We start from the raw sequence: 24,616 nt of genomic DNA, 5'->3' as shown, positions 1-24,616 counted from the left end.
AGGTTTTCAGCAGGTTTGATTGACGCCGCCAGGGGCATCCGGCACCGTTCGCCCATTGAACCTCCGTGCTTGGATGCCATGCCTCATATCCTGATTGTCGAAGATGAAGCGGCGATTGCCGACACCCTGATCTTTGCCCTGCAGGGCGAAGGTTTCACCACCACCTGGCTGAGCCTGGGTCGCGCGGCCCTGGAACATCAGCGGGCGACCCCGGCGGACCTGATCATCCTCGATATCGGCCTGCCGGATATCAGCGGTTTCGAAACCTGCAAGCAACTGCGGCGCATCAGCGAGGTGCCGGTGATGTTCCTCAGCGCCCGGGACGGCGAGATCGACCGGGTGGTGGGCCTGGAGATCGGCGCCGACGATTACGTGGTCAAGCCTTTCAGTCCCCGGGAAGTGGCGGCGCGGGTCAAGGCGATCCTCAAACGCATGACTCCGCGAGCGGCTCTCGAGGTGGCGCCGGTGCTGTTCGTCATCGACCCGGAGCGGGTGCAGATCAGCTACCGCAGCCAGCCCCTGAGCCTGACCCGGCATGAGTTCCGCCTGCTGCAATGCCTGTTGGAACAGCCCGAACGGGTCTTCAGCCGTGAGCAGTTGCTGGACGCATTGGGGGTAGTCGCGGACGTCGGCTACGAGCGCAATATCGACAGCCATGTGAAAAGCCTGCGGGCCAAGCTGCGGCTGGTCGCGGCCCAGGCCGAGCCGATCCAGACCCACCGGGGTCTGGGCTACAGCTACAGCCCGAGCCACGCCTGATGACCCTGGGCATCCGTATCTTCCTGGTGTATCTGCTGTTCATCGGCCTGACCGGCTATTTCGTGCTCAACACGGTGATGCAGGAGATCCGCCCGGGAGTGCGCCAGTCCACCGAAGAGACCCTGGTGGACACCGCCAACCTGCTGGCGGAGATCCTGCGGGATGATTTCAAGGCCGGCACCTTGAACGAGAACCGCTGGCCGCAGTTGTTGCGCGCCTATGGTGAGCGCAAGCCCGCGGCGAGTATCTGGGGCCTGCCGAAAAATCAGGTCAACCACCGTATCTACGTGACCGACGCCAAGGGCATCGTGGTCCTGGACTCCAGCGGCCTGGCGGTGGGCCAGGACTACTCGCGCTGGAACGATGTCTACCTGACCCTGCGTGGGCAATACGGCGCGCGCTCGTCGCGGTCGCTGGCCGATGATCCCAACTCCTCGGTGATGCACGTCGGAGCACCGATCCGTGATAACGGCGAGATCATCGGCGTGGTCACCGTGGCCAAGCCCAACAGCTCGCTGCAACCCTACGTCGACCGCACCGAGCGGCGCCTACTGTGGTACGGCGCGGGGCTGATCGCCATGGGCTTGCTGTTTGGCGCCTTGCTGTCCTGGTGGCTGAGCGCTGCGCTGCGGCGGATGACGGCTTACGCGTTGGCGGTGAGCGAAGGTCGTCGGGCCGAGTTGCCGCACTATCGCGGCGGAGAACTGGCGCAATTGGCCAGCGCGGTGGAGCACATGCGGACCCAGTTGGCAGGCAAGGCCTATGTCGAACGCTACGTGCACACCCTGACCCACGAGTTGAAGAGCCCTCTGGCGGCGATTCGCGGCGCGGCGGAACTGCTGCAAAGCGAGATGCCACCGGAGCAGCGCCAGCGCTTCGTCGGCAATATCGACAGTGAAAGTGCGCGCATGCAGCAGTTGATCGAACGCCTGCTGAACCTGGCGCAAGTCGAGCAGCGCCAGGGGCTGGAAGAGCGGGTAAGCGTGCCGCTGGCGCCGTTGCTCAAGGAGCTGCTGGACAGCCAGCACGGGCGCATCGAGGGGAAGCAATTGCAGCTGGAGCAACAGGTGCCGGCTGACCTGACGTGGTCCGGAGAGCCGTTTCTATTGCGCCAGGCATTGGGCAACCTGCTGACCAATGCCCTGGACTTCAGCCCGCCCCAGGGTTTGTTGCGTTGCACTGCGCGGCGTGTGGAAGAGGGCGTGGAGTTTGTCCTGTTCAACCAGGGCGAGCCGATTCCGGACTATGCCCTGCCACGCCTGTGCGAGCGTTTTTACTCACTGCCGCGTCCGGACAGTGGGCGCAAGAGTACCGGCCTGGGGCTGAATTTCGTTGAAGAGGTGGTGCAGTTGCATGGCGGCCACATGCACATCGAGAATGTCCCCGGCGGCGTACAAGTCACTTTGCGCCTGCCCTGACGGGCAGGGGGATTCTCCACAGAGTCTCCACATTGCCCCCATAAAACCCCCACGCCCGCGTCCCAGACTCTCCCTCATTCGAACAGGGAGAGCTTCATGAACCGCAATCTGACCTTCAAACTCGGGGCCATCGGCCTGCTGATCCTGCTGTTGCTGATACCGCTGTTGATGATCAGTGGCCTGATCAGCGAGCGTCAGCGCCTGCGTGACGGCGTGCTCGACGACATTGCCCGCAGCTCCAGCACCCAGCAGCAGATCAGCGGACCGGTGATGGTGGTGGACTACCGCAAGACCGTGCGCACCTGGAAGACCGACGAGAAAACCCAGAAGCGCTACCAGGAAACCCACGAGAAGCAGGGCCGGCTGTTCTTCCTGCCGGAGCACTTCGAGCTGCAAGGCAAGGCCCAGACCGAGCTGCGGGCGCGGGGCATCTACGAGGCGCGGCTGTTCCATGCCGACAACCACGTCAGTGGCTACTTCGCCGTACCTGAACAATACGGAATCAAGGAAGACTTCAGCGATTACCAGTTCGAGCAGCCGTTCCTGGCGGTGGGCATCAGCGATATCCGCGGGATTGAAAACGCCCTGCAACTGCAGCTCAACGGCCAGAGCCTGGACTTTGCCCCGGGAACCTTTGTCAGTTGGCTGGATGAAGGCGTGCACGTGGTCCTGCCACCGTTGGACCTGAAAAAGGCTACCCGCCTGGACTTCGCCTTCGACCTGCGCCTGCAGGGCACGGGACAGTTGGAAGTACTGCCGGTGGGCAAGACCAGCAAAGTGCTGCTGACGGCCAACTGGCCGCACCCGAGCTTTATCGGCAACTACCTGCCGGTACAACGGGAAGTGACCGAACAGGGCTTCTCGGCGCTTTGGCAGACTTCATTCTTTTCCACCAACCTGCAGCAGGCCCTTGAGCGTTGCGTGGTGAGCGAGCAATGCCATGACTTCAATGGCCGCAGCTTTGGCGTGAGCTTCATCGACCCGGTGGACCAATACCTGAAAGGCGATCGGGCGATCAAATATGCACTGTTGTTCATCGGCCTGACCTTTGCCGGCTTCTTCTTGTTCGAGGTGCTCAAGAGTTTGTCGGTGCACCCGATCCAGTACGGTCTGGTGGGGGTGGCCCTGGCGTTCTTCTACCTGTTGCTGCTGTCGTTGTCCGAGCACCTGGGGTTCGCGCTGGCGTATGCCTTGTCGGCGGCGGCCTGTGTAGGACTGATTGGTTTCTACGTCAGCTACGTGCTGCACAGCTGGCGCAACGGTGCGGCCTTTGCTGCAGGGCTGGCGGCGTTGTATGGCCTGCTTTATGGCCTGCTGAGTGCCGAGGACTATGCATTGCTGATGGGGTCGTTGCTGTTGTTCGGCCTGTTGGGTGTGTTCATGGTGCTGACCCGCAAGCTGGACTGGTATGGCATTGGCTTGCGCAAGGAGCCGAAGCCCTTGCAGTTCGATCTGGAGGTGGCCGGTGAGTAGGTCGTTGGGATTGCGTGAGGATCAGCGCCTGGGGGAGACCCTGGCGCTGAGGATTGGCGGGTTGTTTCCGGTTGATCCGTGGGGGGCGCTTCGCCAGCAGGCGCAACGCCGTCCGTCCGGCTCCTGCAGGAGCGGGGCGAAGAGGCCGGACCGCCTGACCGATTAAGCCGGTGGCCGGGTCTCGAGCATTGAGGTTCGCTGGCTGACCTCGGCGTACCAGCCGGCAAGCTTGGGCTGGTCCTGGCGCCAGTCCAGCTGCGGGTGACGGAAATCCAGGTAACCCAGGGCGCAGGCGACGCTGATGGCGGCCACGTCGAAGTGGCTGGCCAACTCGGCAATCGCCTCGGCCTCAAGCACTGCCAGGGCGCGCCGGATCTTGTCGCGCTGGCCGTCGAGCCACTGCTCCCAGTGTTTCTCCGGGGCGCGCAGGGCCAGTTCGTAGCGGATCAGCACCGAGGCATCCATGATGCCGTCAGCCAGCGCTGCCAGGGTCAGGCGCCGCCAGCGGGCCGGGCCTTCACGAGGAATCAGTGGGTTGCCGACATGCTGCTGGTCCAGGTAGTCGAGAATCACCCGGCTGTCGTACAGCACCTGGCCGTCGTCCAGGCGCAGGGCGGGGATCTTGCCCAGGGGGTTGTCCTGGTTCAGTGCGGCGTCCGGGCTGACCGGGGTCAATTGGCAGGCTTGCAGGGCCACACGGTTCAGTTGTCCGGTTTCATGCAGCAGCACCATGACTTTGCGTACGTAAGGTGATGCCGGGTTGTGGAACAGCGTCATGCTTGGGGTGGACATGAATATTCCTCGCGGGTGGAAGTCTCGCAGCCCGGGGATCTTAGCGCAGCCTGTGGCATTGGCCACAGGGGCGACTGGCAGTACAGACAAGGAGCAATGAGTGCGCAGGTCCTATCTTCTACACGGGTTGTACAGCCTGGCCCTGACCCTGTTGGGTGCGCTGGCGGTGTATCTGGCCCTGCAATACGAATTCCGCCGCAAGGGCGAGGGTGAACCGGAGCTGATCATGGCGTTCGCCTACATGGCCTGGTACTGGGCCCTGCCGGCGCTGGCCCTGCCAGGCCTGGTGTGCGCCCTGCTGTGCCTGCGCGGTCCCGATCCGGTGACCCAACTGTGGCGCTGGAGCCTGGCGGCCAGCTATGTACCGCTGCTGGGGCTGGCCTTGTTCAGCGTGCTGGTGGCCATCGAGGCGTTCCAGGAAAACCGTGTGTTCATTCCGGTGATGCTGGTCGGCCTCGGGCTCTCGATGTACCTGTGGCGTGGTTTCCCGGCGCCGGGTTCAGGCCGCAGGCTTGCGCCGCAACAGGCCGCGCAGGGCGATCAGCGTCGGTAGGCCCAGGCCGAGCCAGCTCAGGCTGTCCCAGGCGCCATCCCCAAGCAGTGCCGCGAACAACCCGGCGGCGCTCAACAGGCCGATGCCCAGGGGCGCGGCGAAGACCTTCCAGAAGTTCGACTGCCGGGGCTTCATGGGCGCGCCTCCTGAATCGGCCTGGCGGTCCGCCTGCGAACTGTCCACAGGTACAGGCCGCTGCCCAGGACGATGATGGTCAACACGTCCATTGCTGCCCACAGCACCTTCATCGGCATGCCGCCGTAGTCGCCGAAATGCAGCGGCTGGGCCATGCCCATGGCGTCCATGTACCAGGGCCGCCCGCCGACGGCGGTGACTTGCAGGCTGCTGGCGTCGATCAGCACCGGGGTCAGCAGGTGCGAGGTCAGGTGGCTGCTGCCCTTGAGGAACACCGCGTAGTGGTGCTCGCTGGAGAAGCGCGTGCCGGGGAAGGCGATGAAGTCCGGCTGCATGCCTGGAGCGGCTTCCCGGGCGATATCCAGCAATCGGCTGGCCGGGGCCAGCGAGGCCAGTGGCGGTGCATCGCGATAGGGCGCGACCATGGCGCTGAGGCTGTCGTTGCGCCAGGCGGCGATGATCAGGTCGGCGCAGGCGCTGATCACCCCGGTCACGCCGACCACCAGCGCCCAGGTCAGGGTCACCACGCCGATCAGGTTGTGCAGGTCGAGCCAGCGCAGCCGGCTGGATTTGTCCTGGCGCACCGTGGCGAACTTCAGTCGGCGCATGAACGGCAGGTAGAGCACCGTGCCGGAGATGATCGCCAGCACGAAGAGAATGCCCATGAAGGCCAGCAGCAGCTTGCCCGGCAGCTCGGCAAACATATCCACATGCAGGCGCAGCATGACCATCATCAGTCCGCCATTGGCCGAGGGCATGGCCACGGGCTCGCCGGTGCGGGCGTCGAGCATGAAGGTGTGGGAGGAGTTGGGCTCGGTGCCGGCGGTCTTGGCCATGATGGTCATCACGCCATTGGGCTCGTCGTCGTCCCAGCCGAAGTACTGCATCACCTCGCCCGGGCGGTGAGCCTCGGCGGCCTTGACCAGCTGTTGCAGATCCAGGTGCGGGGTGTCGGCGGGCATTTCCCGCAGCTCGGGGGAATCCCCCAGCAGGTGGTCGATTTCGTGGTGGAAGATCAGCGGCAGGCCGGTGAGCGCCAGTAGCAGCAGAAACATCGTGCAGATCAGGCTGGTCCAGGTGTGGATAAAGGACCAACGGCGGATTGTCTTGCTTTTCATCGAGGCTCCAACAGGCAAAAGGGCCGCGGTTCAGGCGGCCCTTAGGTGAGGGTTTTCCCTTCTTAGAATTTGTAATTCACGCTGGCCATGACGTTGCGGCGGTCGCCGTAGTAGCAGTAGGTGCCGTCGCAGGTCGACATGTATTCCTTGTCGAACACGTTGTTGGCGTTGAGGGCCACGCTGGCGCCCTTGAGCGAATTGTCCAGGCGGCCGAGGTCGTAGTGCACCGCGGCGTCATAGACGGTGTAGGACGCGGTGTCGCCGTCGGACTTGCGGGCGACATAGGCCAGGTTGCCTGCCGGGACGTTGTTGGTCTCGCCGATGTAGCGGGCACCGAAGCCTACGCCGAAGCCGTCCAGCAGCCCGTTGTGCCAGGTGTAGTCGGCCCAGATCGAAGCCTGGTTTTCCGGGGTCAGAGGCAGCGGACGGTTCTTGTCCTGAGGGTCGCCGACCTTGGTCATCTTACTGTTGGCGTAGGTATAGGCGGCCGTCAGCTTGAGGTTCTCGTTGACGTTGCCCACTGCTTCCAGCTCGAAGCCGCGGACCTTGGCTTCACCCAGGGGCCGGCTGACGCCCAGGCTGTCGGTGAGGACGATGTTTTGCCGGGTCAGGTCGTATACCGCGGCAGTGAACAGCATGTCGCTGCCTGGAGGCTGGTACTTGAGGCCTAGTTCGTACTGCTTGCCGGTGCTGGGTTCGAAGGCCTGGCCCTTGGCGTTGCCGCCGGGTTCGGCCTGGAAGGACTCGGCGTAGGAGATGTAAGGGGTGAAGCCTGAATCGAAGACGTAGCTGAGGGCCGCATTGCCGGTGAAGGCCTGGTCGTTGCGCTGATCCTGGGGCTTGTTGGCGATGTTGTAGAACCTGGAGTCGGTGTGCAGCCAGTCCTGGCGTCCGCCCAGGGTCAGGCGCCAGTTGTCCAGGGCCATCTGGTCCTGGACGTAGAGCCCGGTGCCCTGGCGTTTCTGGTTGTAGTCGTTGTACGCGAAGTAGGCGACCTTGCTGAAGTCCTGGCCGTAGATCGGGTTGATGATGTTGCTGGTGGGCGCTTCACCGTACAGCCACTTGTAGTTGGTGTTGACGCGCTGGTAGTCCAGGCCCAGCAACAGGGTGTGCTTGAGCTCGCCGGTGTTGAAGTCGGCCTGGAAGTTGTTGTCCACGGCGAACTGGCTGATGTCCTCGTCGACGATGTTGGCGCCACGGCGCACGGTGCCGTCGGCACTCACCGCCTGGTCGGGCTTGTTGGGCCAGTAGCTGCCGCCGGCGGTGATGCCCTGGAACGACAGGTCGCTCTTGGTGTAGCGCAGGTTCTGGCGGAACTGCCAGACGTCGTCCAGGCGGTGCTCGAAGGCATAACCCAGTGCGTAGTAGGTCTTGTCGTAGTATTCCCAGCTCGGATCGCCGAGGTTCTTGTGGTACTTGATCTCGCCCGCCGGGCTCGCCAGCTTGGTGCCCTGCAACGGCAGGAACTGGCTGGTGATGCCGGTATCGTCGCGGTTGAACTGGCTGAGGAAGGTCAGCTTGGTGTCTTCGTCGATGTTCCAGGTCAGGCTGGGAGCCAGGTTGTAACGCTTGTCCTGGTTGTGCTCGATGGCGGTGTTGCTGTCGCGGACCACGCCGCTGACGCGGTACAGGAAGCGCCCCTGGTCATCGATGGGGCCGGTGCTGTCGAAGCTGATCTGCTTGCGCTGGTAGCTGCCGATCTGCAGTTGCACTTCGTGGCTGCTGCTGTCTTCCGGACGGCGGCTGACCATGTCCAGCAAGCCCCCGGGTGGGGTCTGGCCGTAGACCGAAGACGCCGGGCCGCGGAGCAGGGCCACCCGCTCCAGGTCCCAGGTTTCCAGCTTGGGCATGGTGTAGGTGCCCTTTGGCAGGGGCAGGCCATCGAGGAACTGGGTGGGCTCGAAGCCCCGGACCTTCAGCCATTCGGCGCGGCTGTCGCTGCCGTAGCTGCTGGCGGTGACGCCGGGCATGTAGCGCACGGCATCGTCGAGGTTCTGCACCGCACGGTCGCTCATCTGCTCACGGGTCGCGACCGAGATAGAGCGGGGCACTTCACGCAGTTCGGTATCGGTCTTGGTGCCGACGGCAGTGCGCTTGGCCATGTAGCCCTCGACCGGTCCCCAGGCCGTTTCATAGCTGCCCTGGCCGGTGATACTGGTTTCCGGCAGGGCCACTACGCCTTCAGGTGCCGCCACCAGACTGTAGGTGCCGGCGCTGCTGTGCTCCAGTTGCAGGCCGGTGCCGCGCAGTGCTTCACGCAGGGCGCCCGGGGCGTCGAACTGGCCTTTGACGGGAGCCGAGGTTTTACCGGTCGCCAGGGAAGGGGGCAGGCTCAGGGCCAGGCCGGCTTGGCTGGCAATCTGGTTCAGGGTGCTGGCCAGGGGCGCGGCCGGCAGGTTGTAGGCGCGCACGCTGGAGGCCTGTTCGGCAGCCATCAGCGCCGGGCTGGCCAAGGGGGCGCTGAAGGCGATGGCAACGGCCAGCAGGCTGGGGCGCAACAGGGTGTCTAGCGGGCGGGACATACGGCGGCTCCTGAATGGAAATATTTCGCAATTGCCTAGGTGCCGGACGAGATTGGAAAAGTGATAGGGCGGATTGAAAATAATTTAGATTTAGATTGATTGAGGGCGATTCGCTGGCAAGCCAGCTCCTACCGGGCCGGTGTAGGAGCCAGCTTGCTGGCGAAGGCTGCGACACCGACCTCAGGGTTTGGCGTCGGCCTTGGCCACCACGGTTACCCACCAAGGGGTGTGCCGCTCGATCTTCACTGGCAGGGTTGGCAGCAGGGCATTCAGTGCCAGGTCGGTGTCCTGTAGCGGGAAGCTGCCGGTGATGCGCAGGTCCGCCACTTCCGGGGCGACGCCGAGGTGGCCGCGGCGATAGCGGCCCAACTCGTCGATCAGGTCTGCGAGGCGGGCGTTGTCCACCACCAGCATGCCCCGGGTCCAGGCATCGGCCCCCAGGTTCAGGGCCTGCAGCGGACCGAGGCCGTCGCGGCGCATCAGTACTTGCTGGCCTTCCTTGAACACCTGCTCGTCCTGGCCGGCTTGCGCGCGTGCGGCCACCGCAGATTGCAGCACGCTCAGGCGGGTGCCTTGTGCTTCGCGCTTGACCAGGAACCGCGTGCCCAGGGCGCGCATCCGCCCATCACGGGTTTCGACGATGAATGGGCGGCTATCGTTGTGCCCGGTCTGGATGAGGATCTCGCCTTCCTGGAGCACGATCCGTCGTTGCTTCTCATCGAAGTGCACGTCCAGGGCACTGTGGGTATTGAGGTTGATCAGGGTGCCATCGGATAGACGCAAGGTGCGCTGCTCGCCGGTGGCGGTGCGCTGGTCGGCCAGCCAGTAGTCCACGGGCAGGTAACGCTGCCCAGCAAACAACGCCAGCCCGACTACCAGCACCACGCTGGCGACGCCGCGTCCGAAGCTGCGCATGCGCCGCCGCAGGCCTTCCCGGGACTGCAGCAAGGCACTGCGGGCCGGGCCCGACGCCACGCTGAAGCGCTGATCGAGCATGCCCAGCTGACGCCAGGCGCGGGCGTGTTCTTCATGGGCGGCATGCCATTTGGCGAACTCTTCGCGCTCTACTGCACTGGCGCCACCGTCTAGGGACAACTGCCAGGCAATGGCGGCATCCAGCACCTGGGCGGACACCGGTTTGGAACTGATGGGGGTCATGCCGGCTCCCCGTACAGGGCGATGTAGCACTGGCGGATGCCCTGGGCCAGGTACTGGCGCACCCGGGGCACCGAGACCCCGAGGCGCTCGGCGATCTCGGCGTGGCTCAAGCCATCGAGACGGTTATAGAGGAAGGCCGCCCGGGCCTTGCTCGAGAGTTTGCCCAGCAGGCGGTCGATGGCCTTGAGGTCCTCGAGGATCATCTGCTGTTCTTCCGGCGACGGTTGCTCGTCTTCCGGGATCAGCATCAGCTCAGTGAGGTAGGCCTGTTCCAGCGCGGCGCGGCGAAAATAGTCGAACAGCAGGCCCTTGGCGATGGCCACCAGAAAGGCCCGCGGCTCCCGGGGGGCCTTGAACTCTTCGCGGCCCAGCAGGCGTACGAAGGTGTCCTGGCTCAGGTCCTCGGCCCGTTGTGCACAGGCAACGTTGCGCCGCAGCCAGGCCAATAGCCAACTGCGATGGTCGCGATACAACGCACCAACCAGCTCATTGTGAGGGCTTTGGACTGAGGACAACGGGACTCACCAATCGTGAAGTTTAAACTAACGAGAATTATTCGCGATTGTGGCAGAGGCGAAACAGTGGCGCAATTGACGCTGGTCGGCTGCCGACCGGTTGCAATGAGGGAGCAAGCTCCCTCATCGAGGATCAGAACGAGGGCGCTTGCTGGCGGCGCTTCCATTGACCGAGGCGTTGCTGCAGGTTCAAGGGGCTGTGAATCTGCTGCTGGCGCGCGCGGTTGAACAGGATCAGCGCCAACTCCGCGGTGGCCATGGCATCGGCGGCCGCGTTGTGCCGCTCCACCACCTGCAGCTTGAACCACTGGACCCAATCATCCAGCCCGGCTTCACGAATCAGTGCCTGAGGGCACAGCAAAGGCGCCATGTCAGCGACATCGAGGAAGCTGTGTTGCAGGCGATAGCCCAGGCTGTCCTTCAACGCCCGGCCGAGCATGTGCTGGTCGAACGGGGCATGAAAGGCCAGCAGCGGGCTGTCGCCGACAAACTCCATGAAGTCCAGCAGCGCCTCCACTGGGTCGCATCCCGCGGCGATGGCGCTGGGGCCCAGGCCATGGATCAGTACGCTGGGGCTGAGTTTGTGTCCCTCGCGCTGCAGGGTGCGCTCGAACTGTTGGCTGAAGTCGATGGCGCCGTCCTCGATCACCACCGCGCCGATGGACAACACCTGGTCGCGGTTGAGGTTGAGGCCGGTGGTTTCCACGTCCACCACCACCCAGCGCTGCTCGCGCAGGCTGCTTTCATTGAGTTCGGTGAAGGCCGGCAGGCGATCGCGACGCTGTTGCTGCTCGGCGCTCAGTACGCTGACCGCAGGGCGGAACCAGGCAAACAGGCTCATAGCTGGTACCGCAATGCCAGGCTGCTTTGCAGGCGCTGGGCCTGGCGCAGGGATTCGCGCAGGATGCGCCGGTCCAGGTGGTTGAGGCTGTCCGGGTCGACCCGGTTGGAATAGGGCTGGTTCTCGCGGGTCTGGCGCTGGTGCTGCTGCATGCGGGTCTGCTGGATGAAGTGATAGGCCTCTTCATAGGCGGCGCCGTCCAGGGGCTCGATCACTTGTTTGGACACCAGTTGGCGCAGGCGCTCCAGGGTATTGATCGCGCCGATGCCGTTGGCCAGGGCCAGCAGCCGGGCGCCGTCGACGAAGGGGGTGAGGCCCTGGACCTTGAGGTCCAGGGTGGCCTTTTCGCCATTCTTCCTGGCCAGCACGAACTCGCGAAAACGCCCCACGGGCGGGCGCTGGCGCAGGGCGTTTTCCGCCATCATGCGTTGGAACAGACGGTTGTCCGCCACCTGGTCGAGGATGCCCCGGCGCAGCTGTTCGGCGCTCTGTTCATCGCCCCAGACCACCCGCAGGTCGAAATAGATGCTCGAACCCAGCAGGTTCTCCGGGGTCGCCTCGCGGATGAAGGCGGCAAAGCGCCGGGCCCACTCGGCACGGGACAGGCACAGCTCGGGGTTGCCGGCCATGATGTTGCCCTTGCACAGGGTGAAGCCGCACTGGGCCAGGCTCTGGTTGATCTGTTGGGCGATGGGCAGCAGCTGGCCGCGGATCTGCGCTGCGTGGGCCGCGTCCTGGGCCTCGAACAGGATGCCGTTGTCCTGGTCGGTGTGCAGGGTCTGTTCGCGCCGGCCTTCGCTGCCGAAACACAGCCAGCTGAAGGGCACGCCCGGGTCGCCCTTGTCGGCCAGGGTCAGTTCGATCACCCGGCACACCGTGTGATCGTTGAGCAGGGTGATGATGTGGGTGATCTGGGTCGACGACGCGCCGTGGGCCAGCATGCGTTCCACCAACTGGCTGATCTCGCCCCGCAGCGCCACCAGGTGTTCGACCCGGGGCGCGTTACGGATGGTCCGCGCCAAGTGCACCAGGTCGACCCGTTGCAGGGAAAACAGGTCGCGCTCGGAGACCACGCCGCACAGGCGTTGCTCTTTCACCAGGCAGACGTGGGCGATGTGCCGCTCGGTCATGGCGATGGCTGCATCGAAGGCGCTGTGGTCCGGGCTGAGGAAGAACGGCGTCTGGGTCATGTGCCGTTCGATGGGCTGGTTGAGGTCCTGGCTGCCGTCGGCCACTACCTGGCGCAGGTCGCGCAAGGTAAAGATGCCCAGGGGCGCTTTGTGTTCGTCCACCACCACGATGCTGCCCACTTGTTGTTCGTGCATCAGCGACACGGCTTCGCGCAGGGGCGTCTGCGGGCTGCAGGCCACCGGATGGCGCATGGCCAGATCGCCAAGGCGAGTGTTCAGCGAGTATTGGGTGCCGAGGGTTTCCACGGCCTTTTGCTTGACCTGTTGATTGACCTGGTCCAGCAGGCTGCTGACCCCACGCAGGGCGAAGTCGCGAAACTCCGCGGACAGGGCGAACAGCTTGATGAAGGCACTCTTGTTCAGTTGCAGGCAGAAGGTGTCTTCGGCGGCACGATGCTCGGTGCGTGTCGCCCGTTCGCCTAGCAGTGCGGCCAGCGGGAAGCATTCGCCGCTGGTGATTTCGAAGGTGGTTTCGGTGCCGCCCTTGGCGGCGTGGGTACGTTCGCCGACCACACGACCTTGCTTGACGATGTAGAAGTGCTCAACCGGGCCGTCGGTGGGCTTGATGATGCTGTCGCCGGGGCCATAGAAACGCAGCTGGCATTGTTCCACGAGGTAGGCCAGATGGGTGTTCTCCATCTGGTTGAAGGGCGGGAACCGCTGTAGGAACTGCACCGTCCCTTGAATGTTCTGCAACACCGCGGTCTTCCCGGCCTGGGTGAAGGCGTCCGTTTTACTCATAACGATTACCGCAGTCTTTTTGGATTTGTTGTGGTCGGATCACGGTCATGGTCGGCCCCCGTGCCGAGGGTGCCCATTGGACGTAAGTCTAGGTTCAGCCCGCAGACCGCCTGAGCGTTGATCATGCTGCGCGCCGGGTGCCTTGGGCGCTACGCCGCAACAGGCTCGTGCGCGGGTACAACCTCTGACATTTGGCTTTGAGCCGTCGGTAATCAATGCGAAAAAGCTCTGATCAAGACTCTTGGAAAATTTTCCGACGAAGTGCACATTGAAGGCCTGCTTAGCGATGTCTGACCACTGTGCTAGGGGATTGATCTGTTCATGTAGAGAAATGTATGTCCGACCACGATATTTTGAGTGACGCCGAGCGCGAGGCGCTGAGTGCGATCATGCTGGAGCCGGATCTGCCGTCGCTGCGCGTATTGATCGCCGATGACGACAAGGATGCACGGGAACTGTTGGCGGAAATTCTTGGTCTGGACGGCATCCGTTGCCTCACGGCCGCCAGCGGCAAGGCGGCGCTTGAATTGCTCGAATCGAACCAATCCATTGGCTTGTTGATCACCGATCTGCGCATGGCCCCCTGCAGTGGTCTGGACCTGATCCGCCAGGTGCGTGAATCGGAGCGGGCGGAGCTGCCGATCATCATCATTTCCGGCGATGCCGATGTGCGTGATGCAATCGCTGCGATGCACCTGAACGTGGTGGACTTTCTGCTCAAGCCCATCGACACCAGCAAGCTCCTGGCCTTGGTCAAGCACGAACTGGGCGTGGTCCTGTAGGCGTCGGTTCAGCGCCCATAAAAAAGCCCCGGTCGCAGGACCGGGGCTTTTTCATTGCGCTTGCAGCGGGTTCTTAGAGGCCGTTCTTGGCCTTGAACTCGCGACGGCGACGGTGCAGGACCGGCTCGGTGTAGCCGTTGGGCTGCTTGGTGCCTTCGATCACCAACTCCAGCGCCGCCTGGAAGGCGATGTTGCTGTCGAAGTTCGGTGCCAGCGGACGGTACAGCGCGTCGCCGGCGTTCTGCCGGTCAACCACCGGAGCCATGCGCTTGAGGCTTTCCAGCACCTGCTCCTGGGTGACCACACCGTGACGCAGCCAGTTGGCGATGTGCTGGCTGGAGATGCGCAGGGTTGCACGGTCTTCCATCAGGCCGACATCGTTGATGTCCGGCACTTTCGAACAGCCCACGCCCTGGTCGATCCAGCGCACCACGTAACCGAGAATGCCCTGGGCGTTGTTGTCCAGTTCGTTCTTGATCTGCTCGGCCGACCAGTTGGTATTGCTGGCCAGAGGGATGGTCAGGATGTCGTCCACCGAAGCCCGGGTGCGCTTGGCCAGTTCGGCCTGACGGGCGAACACGTCGACCTTGTGGTAGTGCAGCGCGTGCAGCGCAGCAGCGGTCGGCGACGGCACCCAGGCGGTGTTGGCACCGGCCAGCGGGTGGGCGATCTTCTGTTCGAGCATGGCAGCCATCAGGTCCGGCATGGCCCACATGCCCTTGCCGATCTGCGCACGACCTTGCAGGCCGGTGGACAGGCCGATGTCGACGTTCCAGTTTTCGTAGGCACCGATCCATTTCTCGGCCTTCATATCGGCCTTGCGCACCATGGCGCCGGCTTCCATGGAGGTGTGGATCTCGTCGCCGGTACGGTCGAGGAAGCCGGTGTTGATGAACACCACGCGCTCGCTGGCCGCCTTGATGCAGGCCTTGAGGTTGACCGTGGTGCGGCGCTCCTCGTCCATGATCCCGACTTTCAGGGTGTTGTGCGGCAGGTTCAGCACCTCTTCGATGCGACCGAACAGTTCGTTGGTGAACGCGGCTTCTTCAGGGCCGTGCATCTTCGGCTTGACGATGTAGACCGAGCCGGTGCGGCTGTTCTTGCGCGAGCTGCTGCCGTTGAGGTTATGGATTGCCGCGAGGCTGGTGATCAGGCCGTCGAGGATGCCTTCCGGCACTTCGTTGCCATGCTTGTCGAGGATTGCGTCGATGGTCATCAGGTGGCCGACGTTACGCACGAACAGCAGCGAGCGGCCATGCAGCTTCACCGTCGAACCGTCGACGCCGGTGTATTCGCGGTCGGCGTTCATGGTGCGGGTGAAGGACTTGCCGCCCTTGGCCACTTCTTCCGCCAGGTCGCCTTTCATCAGGCCGAGCCAGTTGCGGTAGATCACCACCTTGTCATCGGCGTCGACGGCGGCGACCGAGTCTTCGCAGTCCATGATGGTGGTCAGGGCCGCTTCCATCAGCAGGTCCTTGACCCCGGCGGCGTCGGTCTGGCCGACCGGGCTCGCGGCGTCGATCTGAATTTCGAAGTGCAGGCCGTTGTGCTTGAGCAGGATCGCGGTAGGTGCTGCAGCTTCGCCTTGATAGCCGATCAGCTGGGCGTCGTTGCGCAGGCCGCTGTTGCTGCCGCCCTTGAGGCCCACTACCAGCTTGCCGCCGACAATCTTGTAGCTCACGGAATCGACGTGGGAGCCGGCAGTCAGCGGCACGGATTCATCGAGGAAGGCGCGGGCGAAGGCGATGACCTTGTCGCCGCGGACCTTGTTGTAGCCTTTGCCCTTTTCCGCGCCATCGGCTTCGCTGATCGCGTCGGTGCCGTACAGGGCGTCGTACAGCGAGCCCCAGCGGGCGTTCGAGGCGTTGAGGGCAAAGCGCGCATTCATCACCGGCACCACCAACTGCGGGCCGGCCATGCGGGCGATTTCTTCATCGACGTTTTGCGTCGTGGCCTGGAAATCCGCCGCTTCTGGCAGCAGGTAGCCGATGTCTTGCAAGAAGGCTTTGTAAGCCACGGCGTCATGCGCCTGGCCGGCACGAGACTGGTGCCAGGCATCGATCCGCGCCTGGAAATCATCGCGTTTGGCGAGTAGGGCCTGGTTCTTCGGCGCCAGGTCATGGATAACCTTGTCGGCACCGGCCCAGAACGCGTCGGCGGTGAGGCCGGTACCGGGAATGGCTTCGTTGTTCACGAAGTCGAACAGGACTCTGGCGACCTGCAGGCCACCGACTTGAACGTGTTCAGTCATTGCTTGCCTCACTCTGCTCAGCTATTTCGCTTTTCAGCTCTTCAAATTAACAATGAAGCCGGCGGCCATTTAAAGCACAACCCTGCTCGCCAGTACATGCCATTGCTGGCGGCTGGGTCCTTCCAATCAACGGCAGAGCCTTGCTGATGGGCGGTCGCGGGGGTTGTGATCAAGCCTTGGCAGACATCGTTCCAACGTTATGTAGTGCGCGCTGCGGCATACTACATGATGAATTGCGCTTGTGAAAATTAGACTAAATACGTCGTTCCGCGACTCAAGAAAGCCGTGCGGTCACGCTGGGGAACGCGGTGTTCTCAAAAAGCCGGTGGATTGTTCCATATAAATACAAAAAGTTGTACACGATTTGTGTTTTGCCCTTTCGGCCTGCTGCTTCATCCAACCTATGGCAGGAATCGGCTTGCCGGCGAAGCTGGCCGGGAGATAGCGGTAGCAGGCCTTGGATTGAGATCGCGGTGTGGCCTTCGCTGGCAAGCCAGGGCCTACAACCTGTTGCTATGAGCTGGTTTCGTTTGGGGCAAGGCGCGGGGAGTGAGGCTGCCTATAATTGATCTTTCACCCACAAAAAGAGGGCTGCGCCATGGATCATCTCGTTCTCACGGTATTTGCCCCGGACAAGGCCGGCCAGGTCGAACGCATTGCCCAATGCATTGCCGAGCACGGCGGCAACTGGCTGGAAAGTCGTCTGTCGCGCATGGCGGGGCAGTTCGCCGGGATCTTGCGGGTCGGGGTTCCGGCCGAGGCCTACGATGAACTGGTAGATGCCTTGCAGGGCCTGTCGGCCCAAGGCATTCGGGTGTTGATCGCGGAAAGTGGCATCGAGCAGTCCTGTACCTGGAAACCCATCGCCATGGAACTGGTGGGCAATGACCGTCCGGGAATTGTCCGAGACATCACCCGTTTGTTGGCGGAGCAGGGCGTCAACCTCGAACGGTTGGTTACTGAAGTGCGGCCGGCCCCCATGAGCAGTGAGCCGCTGTTCCATGCCGAGGCGATTCTGGCGGTGCCTTTGACCTTGTCCCTGGAAGTGCTGCAGTCGCGCCTGGAAACCCTGGCGGACGATTTGATGGTGGAGTTGGTGCTGCGCAGCGAGGCCTGAAATCCACTCTGCGGGTTATCCCAGTAAACCGTGCATGCACCTGTGGATAACCTGTAGAGACTCGCCGCTGGCCCAACCCCGCCGTGGCTTTGCACTGCGTGATCAAAAAATCAGCAGTTTCAAGGGCTTGTGCACAAACGACGGGGATCAGCTTGTGGATAACCTTGGGAAGAACCGTTGCAGGCCACGGCGCATATGGCCTGCAGGGATTTGTATGTTTATTGATCAGCGACGGCGCCGCAGGCTGAGCCAGGCATCGACGCTGTACACCGCAAGACCGCCCCAGATGAACATGAAGGCCAGCAGTGTGCTGGAGGACAGGTGCTCGCCAAACAACAGCACGGCCTGGAGTAACACCAGGGTCGGCGCCAGGTACTGGAGGAAGCCCAGGGTGGTGTAGGGCAGGTCCCGGGCGGCGGCGTTGAAGCACACCAGGGGGATCAGCGTGATCGGCCCCGCGGCCACTAGCCACCAGGCTTCGGAGGTGGTCCAGAACGCGGCATGGGCGCTGCTGGCATCCGGGTGCAGCAGCAGCCAGGCCAGGGCAATGGGCACCAGCATCCAGGTTTCCACTACCAATCCCGGCAACGCCTTGACCGGGGCCTGTTTGCGGATCAGGCCATAGAAGCCGAAGCTCAGCGCCAGCATCAGCGAGACCCAGGGCAGGCTGCCGACTTGCCAGACTTGCTGGGCCACGCCCACTGCCGCCAGGATCACCGCCAGCCACTGCAGCCGCCGCAGGCGCTCGCCGAGAATCAGCATGCCCAGCAGCACATTGACCAGTGGGTTGATGTAGTAGCCGAGGCTGGCCTCAAGCATGCGTCCGTTGTTCACCGACCAGACGTAGGTCAGCCAGTTGGCGGCAATCAAGCTGCCACTCAGGGTCAGGATGGCCAGGCGCTTGGGATTGTCCCGCAGCTCGCGCCACCAGCCTGGGTGTTTCCAGACCATCAGCAAAAGGGCGCCGAACAGCGCCGACCAGAGCACCCGATGGACGATGATTTCCACGGCGGGCACGCTGGCGATAGCTTTGAAGTAGAGCGGAAACAGGCCCCAGATGATGTAGGCGGTCAGGCCCAGAATGTAACCGCGACGCGGGTTGGCGGCTTGCATGCAGAGTCCTTGCTTAGGCAGCTAACAAAGACGCGATTGTAAGGACAATGGTCTAGGCCTGTCCTGACTTTTGCACCGCCGCAGCGTGTAGGCGCCGGTTTGCCAGCGAACGCATTCTGACGCATCGCGTGGCAGGTCAATCGCCGACAGCGGAGCGCCGCCCTGGCGCTCTTGCAAAGGGTTCAGAACAGCTTCAGGGGCTCTTCATTGAGGGCCGCCAGCTGTTCGCGCAAGGCCAGCACCTGATCGCCCCAGTAACGTTCGCTGCCAAACCAGGGGAAGCTATGGGGGAATGCCGGATCATCCCAGCGCCGTGCCAGCCAGGCGCTGTAGTGCATCAGGCGCAAGGCCCGCAGCGGTTCGATCAGCGCCAGTTCCCGTGGGTCGAAATCGTGGAACTCGCTGTAGCCGTCCATCAGTTCGGACAGCTGGCTGAGGCATTCCTGGCGGTCGCCGGCCAGCATCATCCACAGGTCCTGCACCGCCGGGCCCATGCGGCAGTCGTCGAGGTCGACGATATGGAACATCTCGTCGCGGCACATCATGTTGCCGGGGTGGCAATCACCGTGCATGCGGATGTTCTGATGCGGCGTGGCCTGGTACACCTCTTCCACACGCTTGAGCAGGTCCCGGGCGACTGACTCGTAGGCCGGTAGCAGGCTCTTGGGAATGAAGTTGCCTTGCAGCAGGGTCGCCAGGGAGTCGTGGCCGAAGTTCTTCACGCCCAGGGCTTCGCGGTGTTCGAAAGGGCGGGTGGCTCCCACGGCATGCAGGCGGCCGAGTAACTGTCCGAGGCGATACAACTGGTCCAGGTTACCCGGTTCCGGAGCACGGCCACCGCGACGGGGAAACAATGCGAAGCGAAAGCCGGCATGTTCAAACAGGCTGGCACCGTCGTGGATGATCGGCGCCACCACGGGTACCTCGCATTCGGCGAGTTCGAAGGTGAAACGGTGTTCTTCGAGAATCGCGTCGTTGGTCCAGCGCTGTGGCCGGTAGAACTTGGCGATCAGCGGTTCGCCTTCGTCGATGCCCACTTGATAGACGCGATTTTCGTAGCTGTTGAGCGCCAATATTCGAGCGTCGCTGAGAAAACCGATGCTTTCAACGGCGTCGAGAACCAGGTCGGGGGTCAGTGTTTCAAACGGGTGCGACATGCTTACTCCTGCGCGCAGCAGGCTGCCGCGTCCGACCGGGAATGGTAACGCAGACGGGGGGCCAACGGGGGGAGGGTTTGCCGGAGATTATGAAGGGGTGGCTAGCCCTTGCGCTGGTCAGCCAGCTCCTGCTGATGGGCTGCAGGAGCTGGGTTGGCGAGGCGGGCGTCAGGCGCCGATGATACCGCCGTCTTCACGGCTGATGGCCATTACCGAGGAGCGCGGTTTACCGTTGGGCAGGTGTTCGGGGAAGCTCGAGCCGCCGTTTTCTCCCGGGTGCTGAATGCCCACGAACAGGGTCTTCTGGTCCGGAGCGAAGGCGATCCCGGTAACTTCGCAGCCTATCGGTCCGACCATGAAGCGCCGGATCTCACCGCTGTCGGGGTCGGCACAGAGCATCTGGTTGTTGCCCATGCCGGCGAAATCCCCGCTGTTGCTGTAGTCACCATCAGTGAGGATCCACAGGCGCCCGGCCTTGTCGAAACCCAGGCCGTCGGGGCTGTTGAACATGTTCTGCGGGGTGATGTTGGACGAGCCGCCCTTGGGTTGGCCGGCATGCACGCCGGGGTTGCCGGCGACCACGAACAGGTCCCAGGAAAAACTCATTGCACCATGATCCTCGCCGCCGGTGCGCCAGCGCAGGATCTGCCCGTAGACGTTCTTCTCCCGCGGGTTGGGGCCGCCCACGGGCTGGCCGTCTTCACCGCGCTTGGAGTTGTTGGTCAGGGTGCAATAGACCTGGCCGTCCTTGGGGCTGACCACGATCCATTCCGGACGGTCCATGCGCGTGGCCTGGACCACGCTGGCGGCCAGTCGAGCCTGGATCAGTACCTGGGCCTGATCGGCGAAGCCACTGCTGGCGTCGATGCCGTTCTTGCCGTGGCTCAGCTCGACCCACTGGCCCTGGCCCTTGGGACGATCCGGGTTGTTGTCACCGGCGTCGAAGCGCGCCACATACAGGCTGCCGTGATCCAGCAGGTCGCGGTTGGCCTTGGGGTTGCGGTGGTTGATCTTGTCGCGGCTGATGAATTTGTAGATGAACTCGCCACGCTCGTCGTCGCCCATGTAGACCACGGCACGGCCATCGCGGGTTTCGGCCAGTGCGGCGTTTTCATGTTTGAAACGGCCGAGAGCGGTGCGTTTGACGGGCGTCGATTGCGGGTCGAAGGGGTCGATTTCCACCACCCAGCCGTGACGATTGAGCTCGTTGGGGTTCTTCGCAAGGTCGAAGCGTGGATCGTGGGGGTGCCAGTTGATCTCCTTGCTGGCGACCACGGCACCGTAGCGTTTCTGTGCGGTGTCGAACTTCTGCTCGCTGTTGCTGCTGCCGAAGCAGTCGGTGAAGTTCTCTTCGCAGGTCAGGTAGGTGCCCCAGGGCGTCTTGCCGTTGGCGCAGTTCTGGAAGGTGCCGAGGACTTTCTTGCCCTTGGGGTCGGCAGCGGTTCTCAGCAACTCATGACCAGCGGCAGGGCCACCCAGGCGGATCGGTGTGTTGCCATGAATGCGCCGGTTATAGCGCGAGCCCTGGACGAACTGCCATTGGCCGTTCTTGCGTTGCACCTCGATCACCGACACGCCTTCGCTGGCCTGGGCCTTGCGCACGTCCTCGGCGGACTGCGGCAGGCCGCCATGGGGGTAGAGGTAGCGATAGTTGGTGTATTCGTTGTTGATCGCCATCAGTGCGCGATGCTTGTCGTCCGGGAAGGCAAATAGGCTCATGCCGTCGTTGTTGTCGCCGAACTGGACTTCCTGGGCCTGGGCGGTGCCATTGCCACTGGGATCGAAGGCCGGCCCGTTCTTTTGCAACGGCTGGCCCCAGCTGATCAGGACCGAGGATTTGTAGCCGGGCGGCAAGGTAATGCTGTCGCTGGTGGCGGCGGCAATGCCGGCAAAACCCAGCAGTTGGCTGTTACCGGCGCTGACACCGGCGGCCAGGGCGCTGCGGCTCAGCAGGCCGCCACCGAGAAACAGTGCTGCGCCGCACAGGGCCCCGGCGCCGATGAAGCCCCGGCGGCTGAGGCCGACGATTTGTTCCAGATCGGTGGTTTGGTCTTCTTCTAACAGGCTCATATCAGGCTCCCTGCGGGTTTTTGCAGCCACCTTAATGAGCACCGATGACGGAAATGTTGCAGGCAGAGAGCGTTGGGCGCGGGTTAGAGCGGGGTGCCTATAAGGACATGAGACGGAGAGAACTGCACCTGGACCGGTTTGCTTTCCGTCAAATCCAAAGTCTTGAGTCGTTGTGGCTCGGCCAAAGCGCAGAGGATCTGGCCGTTGGGAAGAGTGATTCTGACCTCGCAGGGGCCATCTTCGGCGTCGATAATCTGCTCGATCGTCCCTGTCAGACAATTGTGTCCAGTTGTTACTTCGGCGTCGTCGGCGTGCACGTCCAGCCAGCCGGCCTTGATCAGCGCCACTACGTTGGTGCCGGGTAGCAACTCCAGGCGCTGGGTGCTGTCGTGGGTGATCTGGGCCTTGAGGAGCAGCCCTTCGGGCAGCTCCAGGCTGATCAGGTCGTTGCAGCCTAGACGTTCGATGCCCCGAACCTTGCCGTGCAGTTGGTTGCGCGCACTGGTGCGTAGCATCAGGCGCCCCAGCAGGTCGAGGTCGCTGCTGTCTTCCGCGGCTTCCAGGACCTGGGCCTGCAGCGCCTGCAGGCGTTGGTAGAGACGCAGCACTCGTTCGCCCTCGGCGGACAGCTTGGCACCGCCGCCACCTTTGCCGCCGACGCTGCGCTCTACCAGTGGGCTCTGGGCCAGGTTGTTCAGTTCATCGATGGCATCCCAGGCGGCCTTGTAGCTCAGGCCGGCGCTTTTCGCCGCGCGGGTGATGGAGCCCTGTTCGGCAATGTGCTGCAACAAGGCGATGCGCTGTGGGCGGCGGACGATGTGCTGGGTCAACAGAGTGGGCAATGACATGGCTGGGGCGCTTTGAGCACTGAAGATGGACAGGGAGTGTGCGGCTTGAGCGTCGAGAGTCAAGTCAGTCGGGTGTATCTGGCCTTGCAGTTCGGGCCAGGCAATAGACGTCGACCTGGCGAGCGCCGGCGTTGATCAGCAGGCGGGCCAGGGCTTGGGCCGTGGCACCGGTGGTCAGGACATCGTCCACCAGGGCCAGGTGCCGTCCGGCAACCGAGGCATCGCCGGCCAGGGCGAAAGCCTGGCGCAGGTTGCGGTGCCGGGCCCTGGCATCCAGACCCTGCTGTGCGGGGGTGTCCTGGGGGCGCAGGAGCAGATGAGGTTCCACCGTCATTTGCAGTTGTTCCCCGAGCCAGCGGGCCAGCATGCCGGCCTGGTTGAAGCCTCGCTGACGCAGGCGCTGGCGAGACAACGGCACCGGTAGCAGGCAGTCCGGTCGTGGCAGGCCTTCGTCGAAGCGAAAATGGAGGAGTTGGCAGAGAAGCTCGGCCATTAGTCGGCCAAAAGGCCATTTTGCATGGTGTTTGAAACGGCTGATCAGGCTGTCGACGGGGAAGTCGTAGTGCCAGGGGGCGACGACCTGGTGAAACGCAGGAGGTTGCTGCAAGCACTGGCCACAAGTCAGGTCGGTGGCGGGCAATGGCAGGGCGCAGACCGAGCACTGGGCATTAAGCCAGGGCAGTTCGTCCAGGCAAGGAGTGCAGAGGGCCAGGGCCGAATCGCTGGGCTCGTCGCAAAGCAAACAGGACTGTTTGTTTTTTAACCAGATGTAAACCTGTCCCTTGTATGTGGGTTGACAGTGCATGGCTCTTCCTTAAATATGCCGAACATCCGTGTCGCGGCTGTGGACTTTGCCTTTCCAGCGCCGCTTGCCAAGCATAATCAAGGAATCGCCCATGAGCGCCAGCACCACCGCCACCCTGCGTCATGATTGGACATTGGCTGAGGTCAAAGCCCTGTTCGTCCAACCGTTCAATGACTTGTTGTTCCAGGCGCAGACGGTGCACCGCGCGCATTTCGACGCCAATCGGGTCCAAGTTTCCACGCTGCTGTCGATCAAGACCGGCGCTTGCCCGGAAGATTGCAAATATTGTCCACAGTCCGGTCACTACAACACCGGCCTGGAAAAGGAAAAGCTCCTTGAGGTGCAGAAAGTCCTGGAGGAGGCCGCTCGGGCCAAGGCCATCGGTTCCACGCGTTTCTGCATGGGTGCGGCCTGGAAGCACCCTTCCGCCAAGGACATGCCCTACGTGCTGGAGATGGTCAAAGGCGTGAAAGCCATGGGCCTGGAGACCTGCATGACCCTGGGGCGTCTCGATCAGGACCAGACCGAAGCCTTGGCCAGTGCCGGCCTGGACTACTACAACCACAACCTCGATACCTCGCCGGAGTTCTACGGCAACATCATCACCACCCGCACCTACGGCGAGCGCTTGCAGACCCTGGCCTATGTGCGTGATGCGGGGATGAAGATCTGCTCTGGCGGCATTCTCGGCATGGGCGAATCCCTGGATGACCGCGCCGGCTTGCTGATCCAGCTGGCCAACTTGCCGGAGCATCCGGAATCGGTGCCGATCAACATGCTGGTGAAGGTTGCCGGCACGCCCCTGGAAAACGCCGAGGAAGTGGACCCGTTCGACTTTATCCGCATGCTCGCCGTGGCCCGCATCCTCATGCCGCAATCCCATGTGCGTCTGTCCGCCGGCCGTGAGGCGATGAACGAGCAGATGCAGGCCCTGGCCTTCTTCGCCGGTGCCAATTCGATTTTCTACGGCGACAAGCTGCTGACCACCGCCAACCCCCAGGCCGACAAGGACATGCAGTTGTTCGCCCGCCTGGGTATCCAGCCTGAAGCCCGGGAAGAGCATGCCGACGAGGTGCACCAGGCAGCCATCGAGCAGGCCCTGGTCGAGCAGAAGAGCAGCGAGCAGTTCTACAACGCCGCCGTCTGACCTTCCGTTGCAGGAGCCGGCTTGCCGGCGAATCCCGCAAATCCCGCGGACTCCGGGGATTTCGCGTCGCCTGCTTCGCTGGCAAGCCAGCTCCTACAGGTAATGTGTCTG

21 protein-coding genes are annotated in these 24,616 nt (G+C 63.2%); 7 read left to right on the top strand and 14 right to left on the bottom strand.

Features of this window, described 5'->3' with window-relative positions; genetic code table 11:
- Positions 1-78 precede the first annotated feature (78 nt).
- From creB to creD, 3 genes are all read left to right on the top strand, one after another.
- The gene (creB, locus tag GV819_RS23975; RefSeq protein ID WP_161758522.1) at positions 79-759 is read left to right on the top strand and encodes a two-component system response regulator CreB; all 681 of its coding nucleotides are present in this window, start codon (positions 79-81) and stop codon (positions 757-759) included.
- Positions 759-2,177: a two-component system sensor histidine kinase CreC gene (creC, locus tag GV819_RS23970; RefSeq protein WP_161758521.1), complete on the top strand. Its 1,419-nt coding sequence runs from the start codon at positions 759-761 to the stop codon at positions 2,175-2,177. Before creB ends, creC begins: the two co-directional genes overlap by 1 nt.
- A 96-nt stretch (positions 2,178-2,273) precedes the next feature.
- Complete coding sequence (gene creD, locus GV819_RS23965; RefSeq protein WP_161758520.1) at positions 2,274-3,650, top strand: cell envelope integrity protein CreD; 1,377 nt, start codon at positions 2,274-2,276, stop codon at positions 3,648-3,650.
- Between the two features lie 162 nt (positions 3,651-3,812).
- On the opposite strand, the gene GV819_RS23960 is transcribed toward creD, so the two are convergent.
- A complete protein-coding gene (locus tag GV819_RS23960; protein ID WP_161758519.1) occupies positions 3,813-4,442 on the bottom strand; it encodes a glutathione S-transferase N-terminal domain-containing protein in 630 nt (209 codons plus the stop codon).
- Between the two features lie 100 nt (positions 4,443-4,542).
- Here GV819_RS23960 and GV819_RS23955 point away from each other — a divergent pair, with 100 nt between their 5' ends.
- Positions 4,543-4,995 carry a hypothetical protein gene (locus tag GV819_RS23955; RefSeq protein WP_161758518.1) on the top strand — a complete coding sequence of 151 codons (453 nt, stop codon included), beginning with the start codon at positions 4,543-4,545 and terminating at the stop codon, positions 4,993-4,995.
- Here GV819_RS23955 and GV819_RS23950 read toward each other — a convergent pair.
- The 7 genes from GV819_RS23950 to GV819_RS23920 all read right to left on the bottom strand — a co-directional run bounded on the left by GV819_RS23950 (position 4,942) and on the right by GV819_RS23920 (position 13,215).
- Positions 4,942-5,130 (bottom strand): hypothetical protein, encoded by a 189-nt coding sequence (locus GV819_RS23950; protein ID WP_161758517.1) that lies wholly within the window; start codon positions 5,128-5,130, stop codon positions 4,942-4,944. The genes GV819_RS23955 and GV819_RS23950 overlap by 54 nt on opposite strands.
- Positions 5,127-6,248: a PepSY-associated TM helix domain-containing protein gene (locus GV819_RS23945; protein ID WP_161758516.1), complete on the bottom strand. Its 1,122-nt coding sequence runs from the start codon at positions 6,246-6,248 to the stop codon at positions 5,127-5,129. The genes GV819_RS23950 and GV819_RS23945 overlap by 4 nt, the downstream gene beginning before the upstream one ends.
- 62 nt (positions 6,249-6,310) lie before the next feature.
- On the bottom strand, positions 6,311-8,770 hold the full coding sequence (locus tag GV819_RS23940; protein ID WP_161758515.1) for a TonB-dependent siderophore receptor: 2,460 nt from the start codon (positions 8,768-8,770) through the stop codon (positions 6,311-6,313).
- A 180-nt stretch (positions 8,771-8,950) separates the two neighbouring features.
- On the bottom strand, positions 8,951-9,928 hold the full coding sequence (locus tag GV819_RS23935) for a FecR domain-containing protein (protein WP_161758514.1): 978 nt from the start codon (positions 9,926-9,928) through the stop codon (positions 8,951-8,953).
- Positions 9,925-10,443, bottom strand: a complete 519-nt coding sequence (locus GV819_RS23930; protein WP_161758513.1) for an RNA polymerase sigma factor — start codon at positions 10,441-10,443, stop codon at positions 9,925-9,927. The genes GV819_RS23935 and GV819_RS23930 overlap by 4 nt, the downstream gene beginning before the upstream one ends.
- A 133-nt stretch (positions 10,444-10,576) precedes the next feature.
- Positions 10,577-11,284 (bottom strand): 3'-5' exonuclease, encoded by a 708-nt coding sequence (locus GV819_RS23925; RefSeq protein ID WP_161758512.1) that lies wholly within the window; start codon positions 11,282-11,284, stop codon positions 10,577-10,579.
- The gene (locus tag GV819_RS23920; protein WP_178126073.1) at positions 11,281-13,215 is read right to left on the bottom strand and encodes a putative nucleotidyltransferase substrate binding domain-containing protein; all 1,935 of its coding nucleotides are present in this window, start codon (positions 13,213-13,215) and stop codon (positions 11,281-11,283) included. Before GV819_RS23920 ends, GV819_RS23925 begins: the two co-directional genes overlap by 4 nt.
- A gap of 335 nt (positions 13,216-13,550) precedes the next feature.
- On the opposite strand from GV819_RS23920, the gene GV819_RS23915 reads away from it, so the two are divergent.
- Complete coding sequence (locus GV819_RS23915; RefSeq protein WP_161758511.1) at positions 13,551-13,997, top strand: response regulator; 447 nt, start codon at positions 13,551-13,553, stop codon at positions 13,995-13,997.
- Positions 13,998-14,070: 73 nt separating this feature from the next.
- On the opposite strand, the gene GV819_RS23910 is transcribed toward GV819_RS23915, so the two are convergent.
- Positions 14,071-16,248, bottom strand: a complete 2,178-nt coding sequence (locus GV819_RS23910) for a malate synthase G (protein WP_161758510.1) — start codon at positions 16,246-16,248, stop codon at positions 14,071-14,073.
- A gap of 598 nt (positions 16,249-16,846) precedes the next feature.
- Between GV819_RS23910 and GV819_RS23905 the strand changes: the two genes are divergently transcribed.
- Positions 16,847-17,365, top strand: coding sequence for a glycine cleavage system protein R (locus GV819_RS23905; RefSeq protein ID WP_161758509.1), 519 nt, complete (start codon positions 16,847-16,849; stop codon positions 17,363-17,365).
- A 225-nt stretch (positions 17,366-17,590) separates the two neighbouring features.
- Here GV819_RS23905 and rarD read toward each other — a convergent pair whose 3' ends face one another.
- From rarD to GV819_RS23880, 5 genes are all read right to left on the bottom strand, one after another.
- Complete coding sequence (rarD, locus tag GV819_RS23900) at positions 17,591-18,478, bottom strand: EamA family transporter RarD (protein ID WP_161758508.1); 888 nt, start codon at positions 18,476-18,478, stop codon at positions 17,591-17,593.
- Between the two features lie 182 nt (positions 18,479-18,660).
- Complete coding sequence (locus tag GV819_RS23895; RefSeq protein ID WP_161758507.1) at positions 18,661-19,635, bottom strand: serine/threonine protein kinase; 975 nt, start codon at positions 19,633-19,635, stop codon at positions 18,661-18,663.
- A 168-nt stretch (positions 19,636-19,803) separates the two neighbouring features.
- Positions 19,804-21,705 carry a PhoX family protein gene (locus tag GV819_RS23890; protein WP_161758506.1) on the bottom strand — a complete coding sequence of 634 codons (1,902 nt, stop codon included), beginning with the start codon at positions 21,703-21,705 and terminating at the stop codon, positions 19,804-19,806.
- Between the two features lie 83 nt (positions 21,706-21,788).
- A complete protein-coding gene (locus GV819_RS23885) occupies positions 21,789-22,553 on the bottom strand; it encodes a TOBE domain-containing protein (RefSeq protein ID WP_161758505.1) in 765 nt (254 codons plus the stop codon).
- A 64-nt stretch (positions 22,554-22,617) separates the two neighbouring features.
- On the bottom strand, positions 22,618-23,358 hold the full coding sequence (locus tag GV819_RS23880; protein WP_161758504.1) for a ComF family protein: 741 nt from the start codon (positions 23,356-23,358) through the stop codon (positions 22,618-22,620).
- Between the two features lie 91 nt (positions 23,359-23,449).
- Between GV819_RS23880 and bioB the strand changes: the two genes are divergently transcribed.
- The gene (bioB, locus tag GV819_RS23875; protein ID WP_161758503.1) at positions 23,450-24,505 is read left to right on the top strand and encodes a biotin synthase BioB; all 1,056 of its coding nucleotides are present in this window, start codon (positions 23,450-23,452) and stop codon (positions 24,503-24,505) included.
- Positions 24,506-24,616 lie beyond the last annotated feature (111 nt).

Source organism: Pseudomonas sp. Fl5BN2 (assembly GCF_009908205.1).
Taxonomy (GTDB): Bacteria; Pseudomonadota; Gammaproteobacteria; order Pseudomonadales; family Pseudomonadaceae; genus Aquipseudomonas.
Note: the sequence above shows the minus strand (reverse complement) of the source record. Positions and strands in the feature narration are given on the sequence as shown.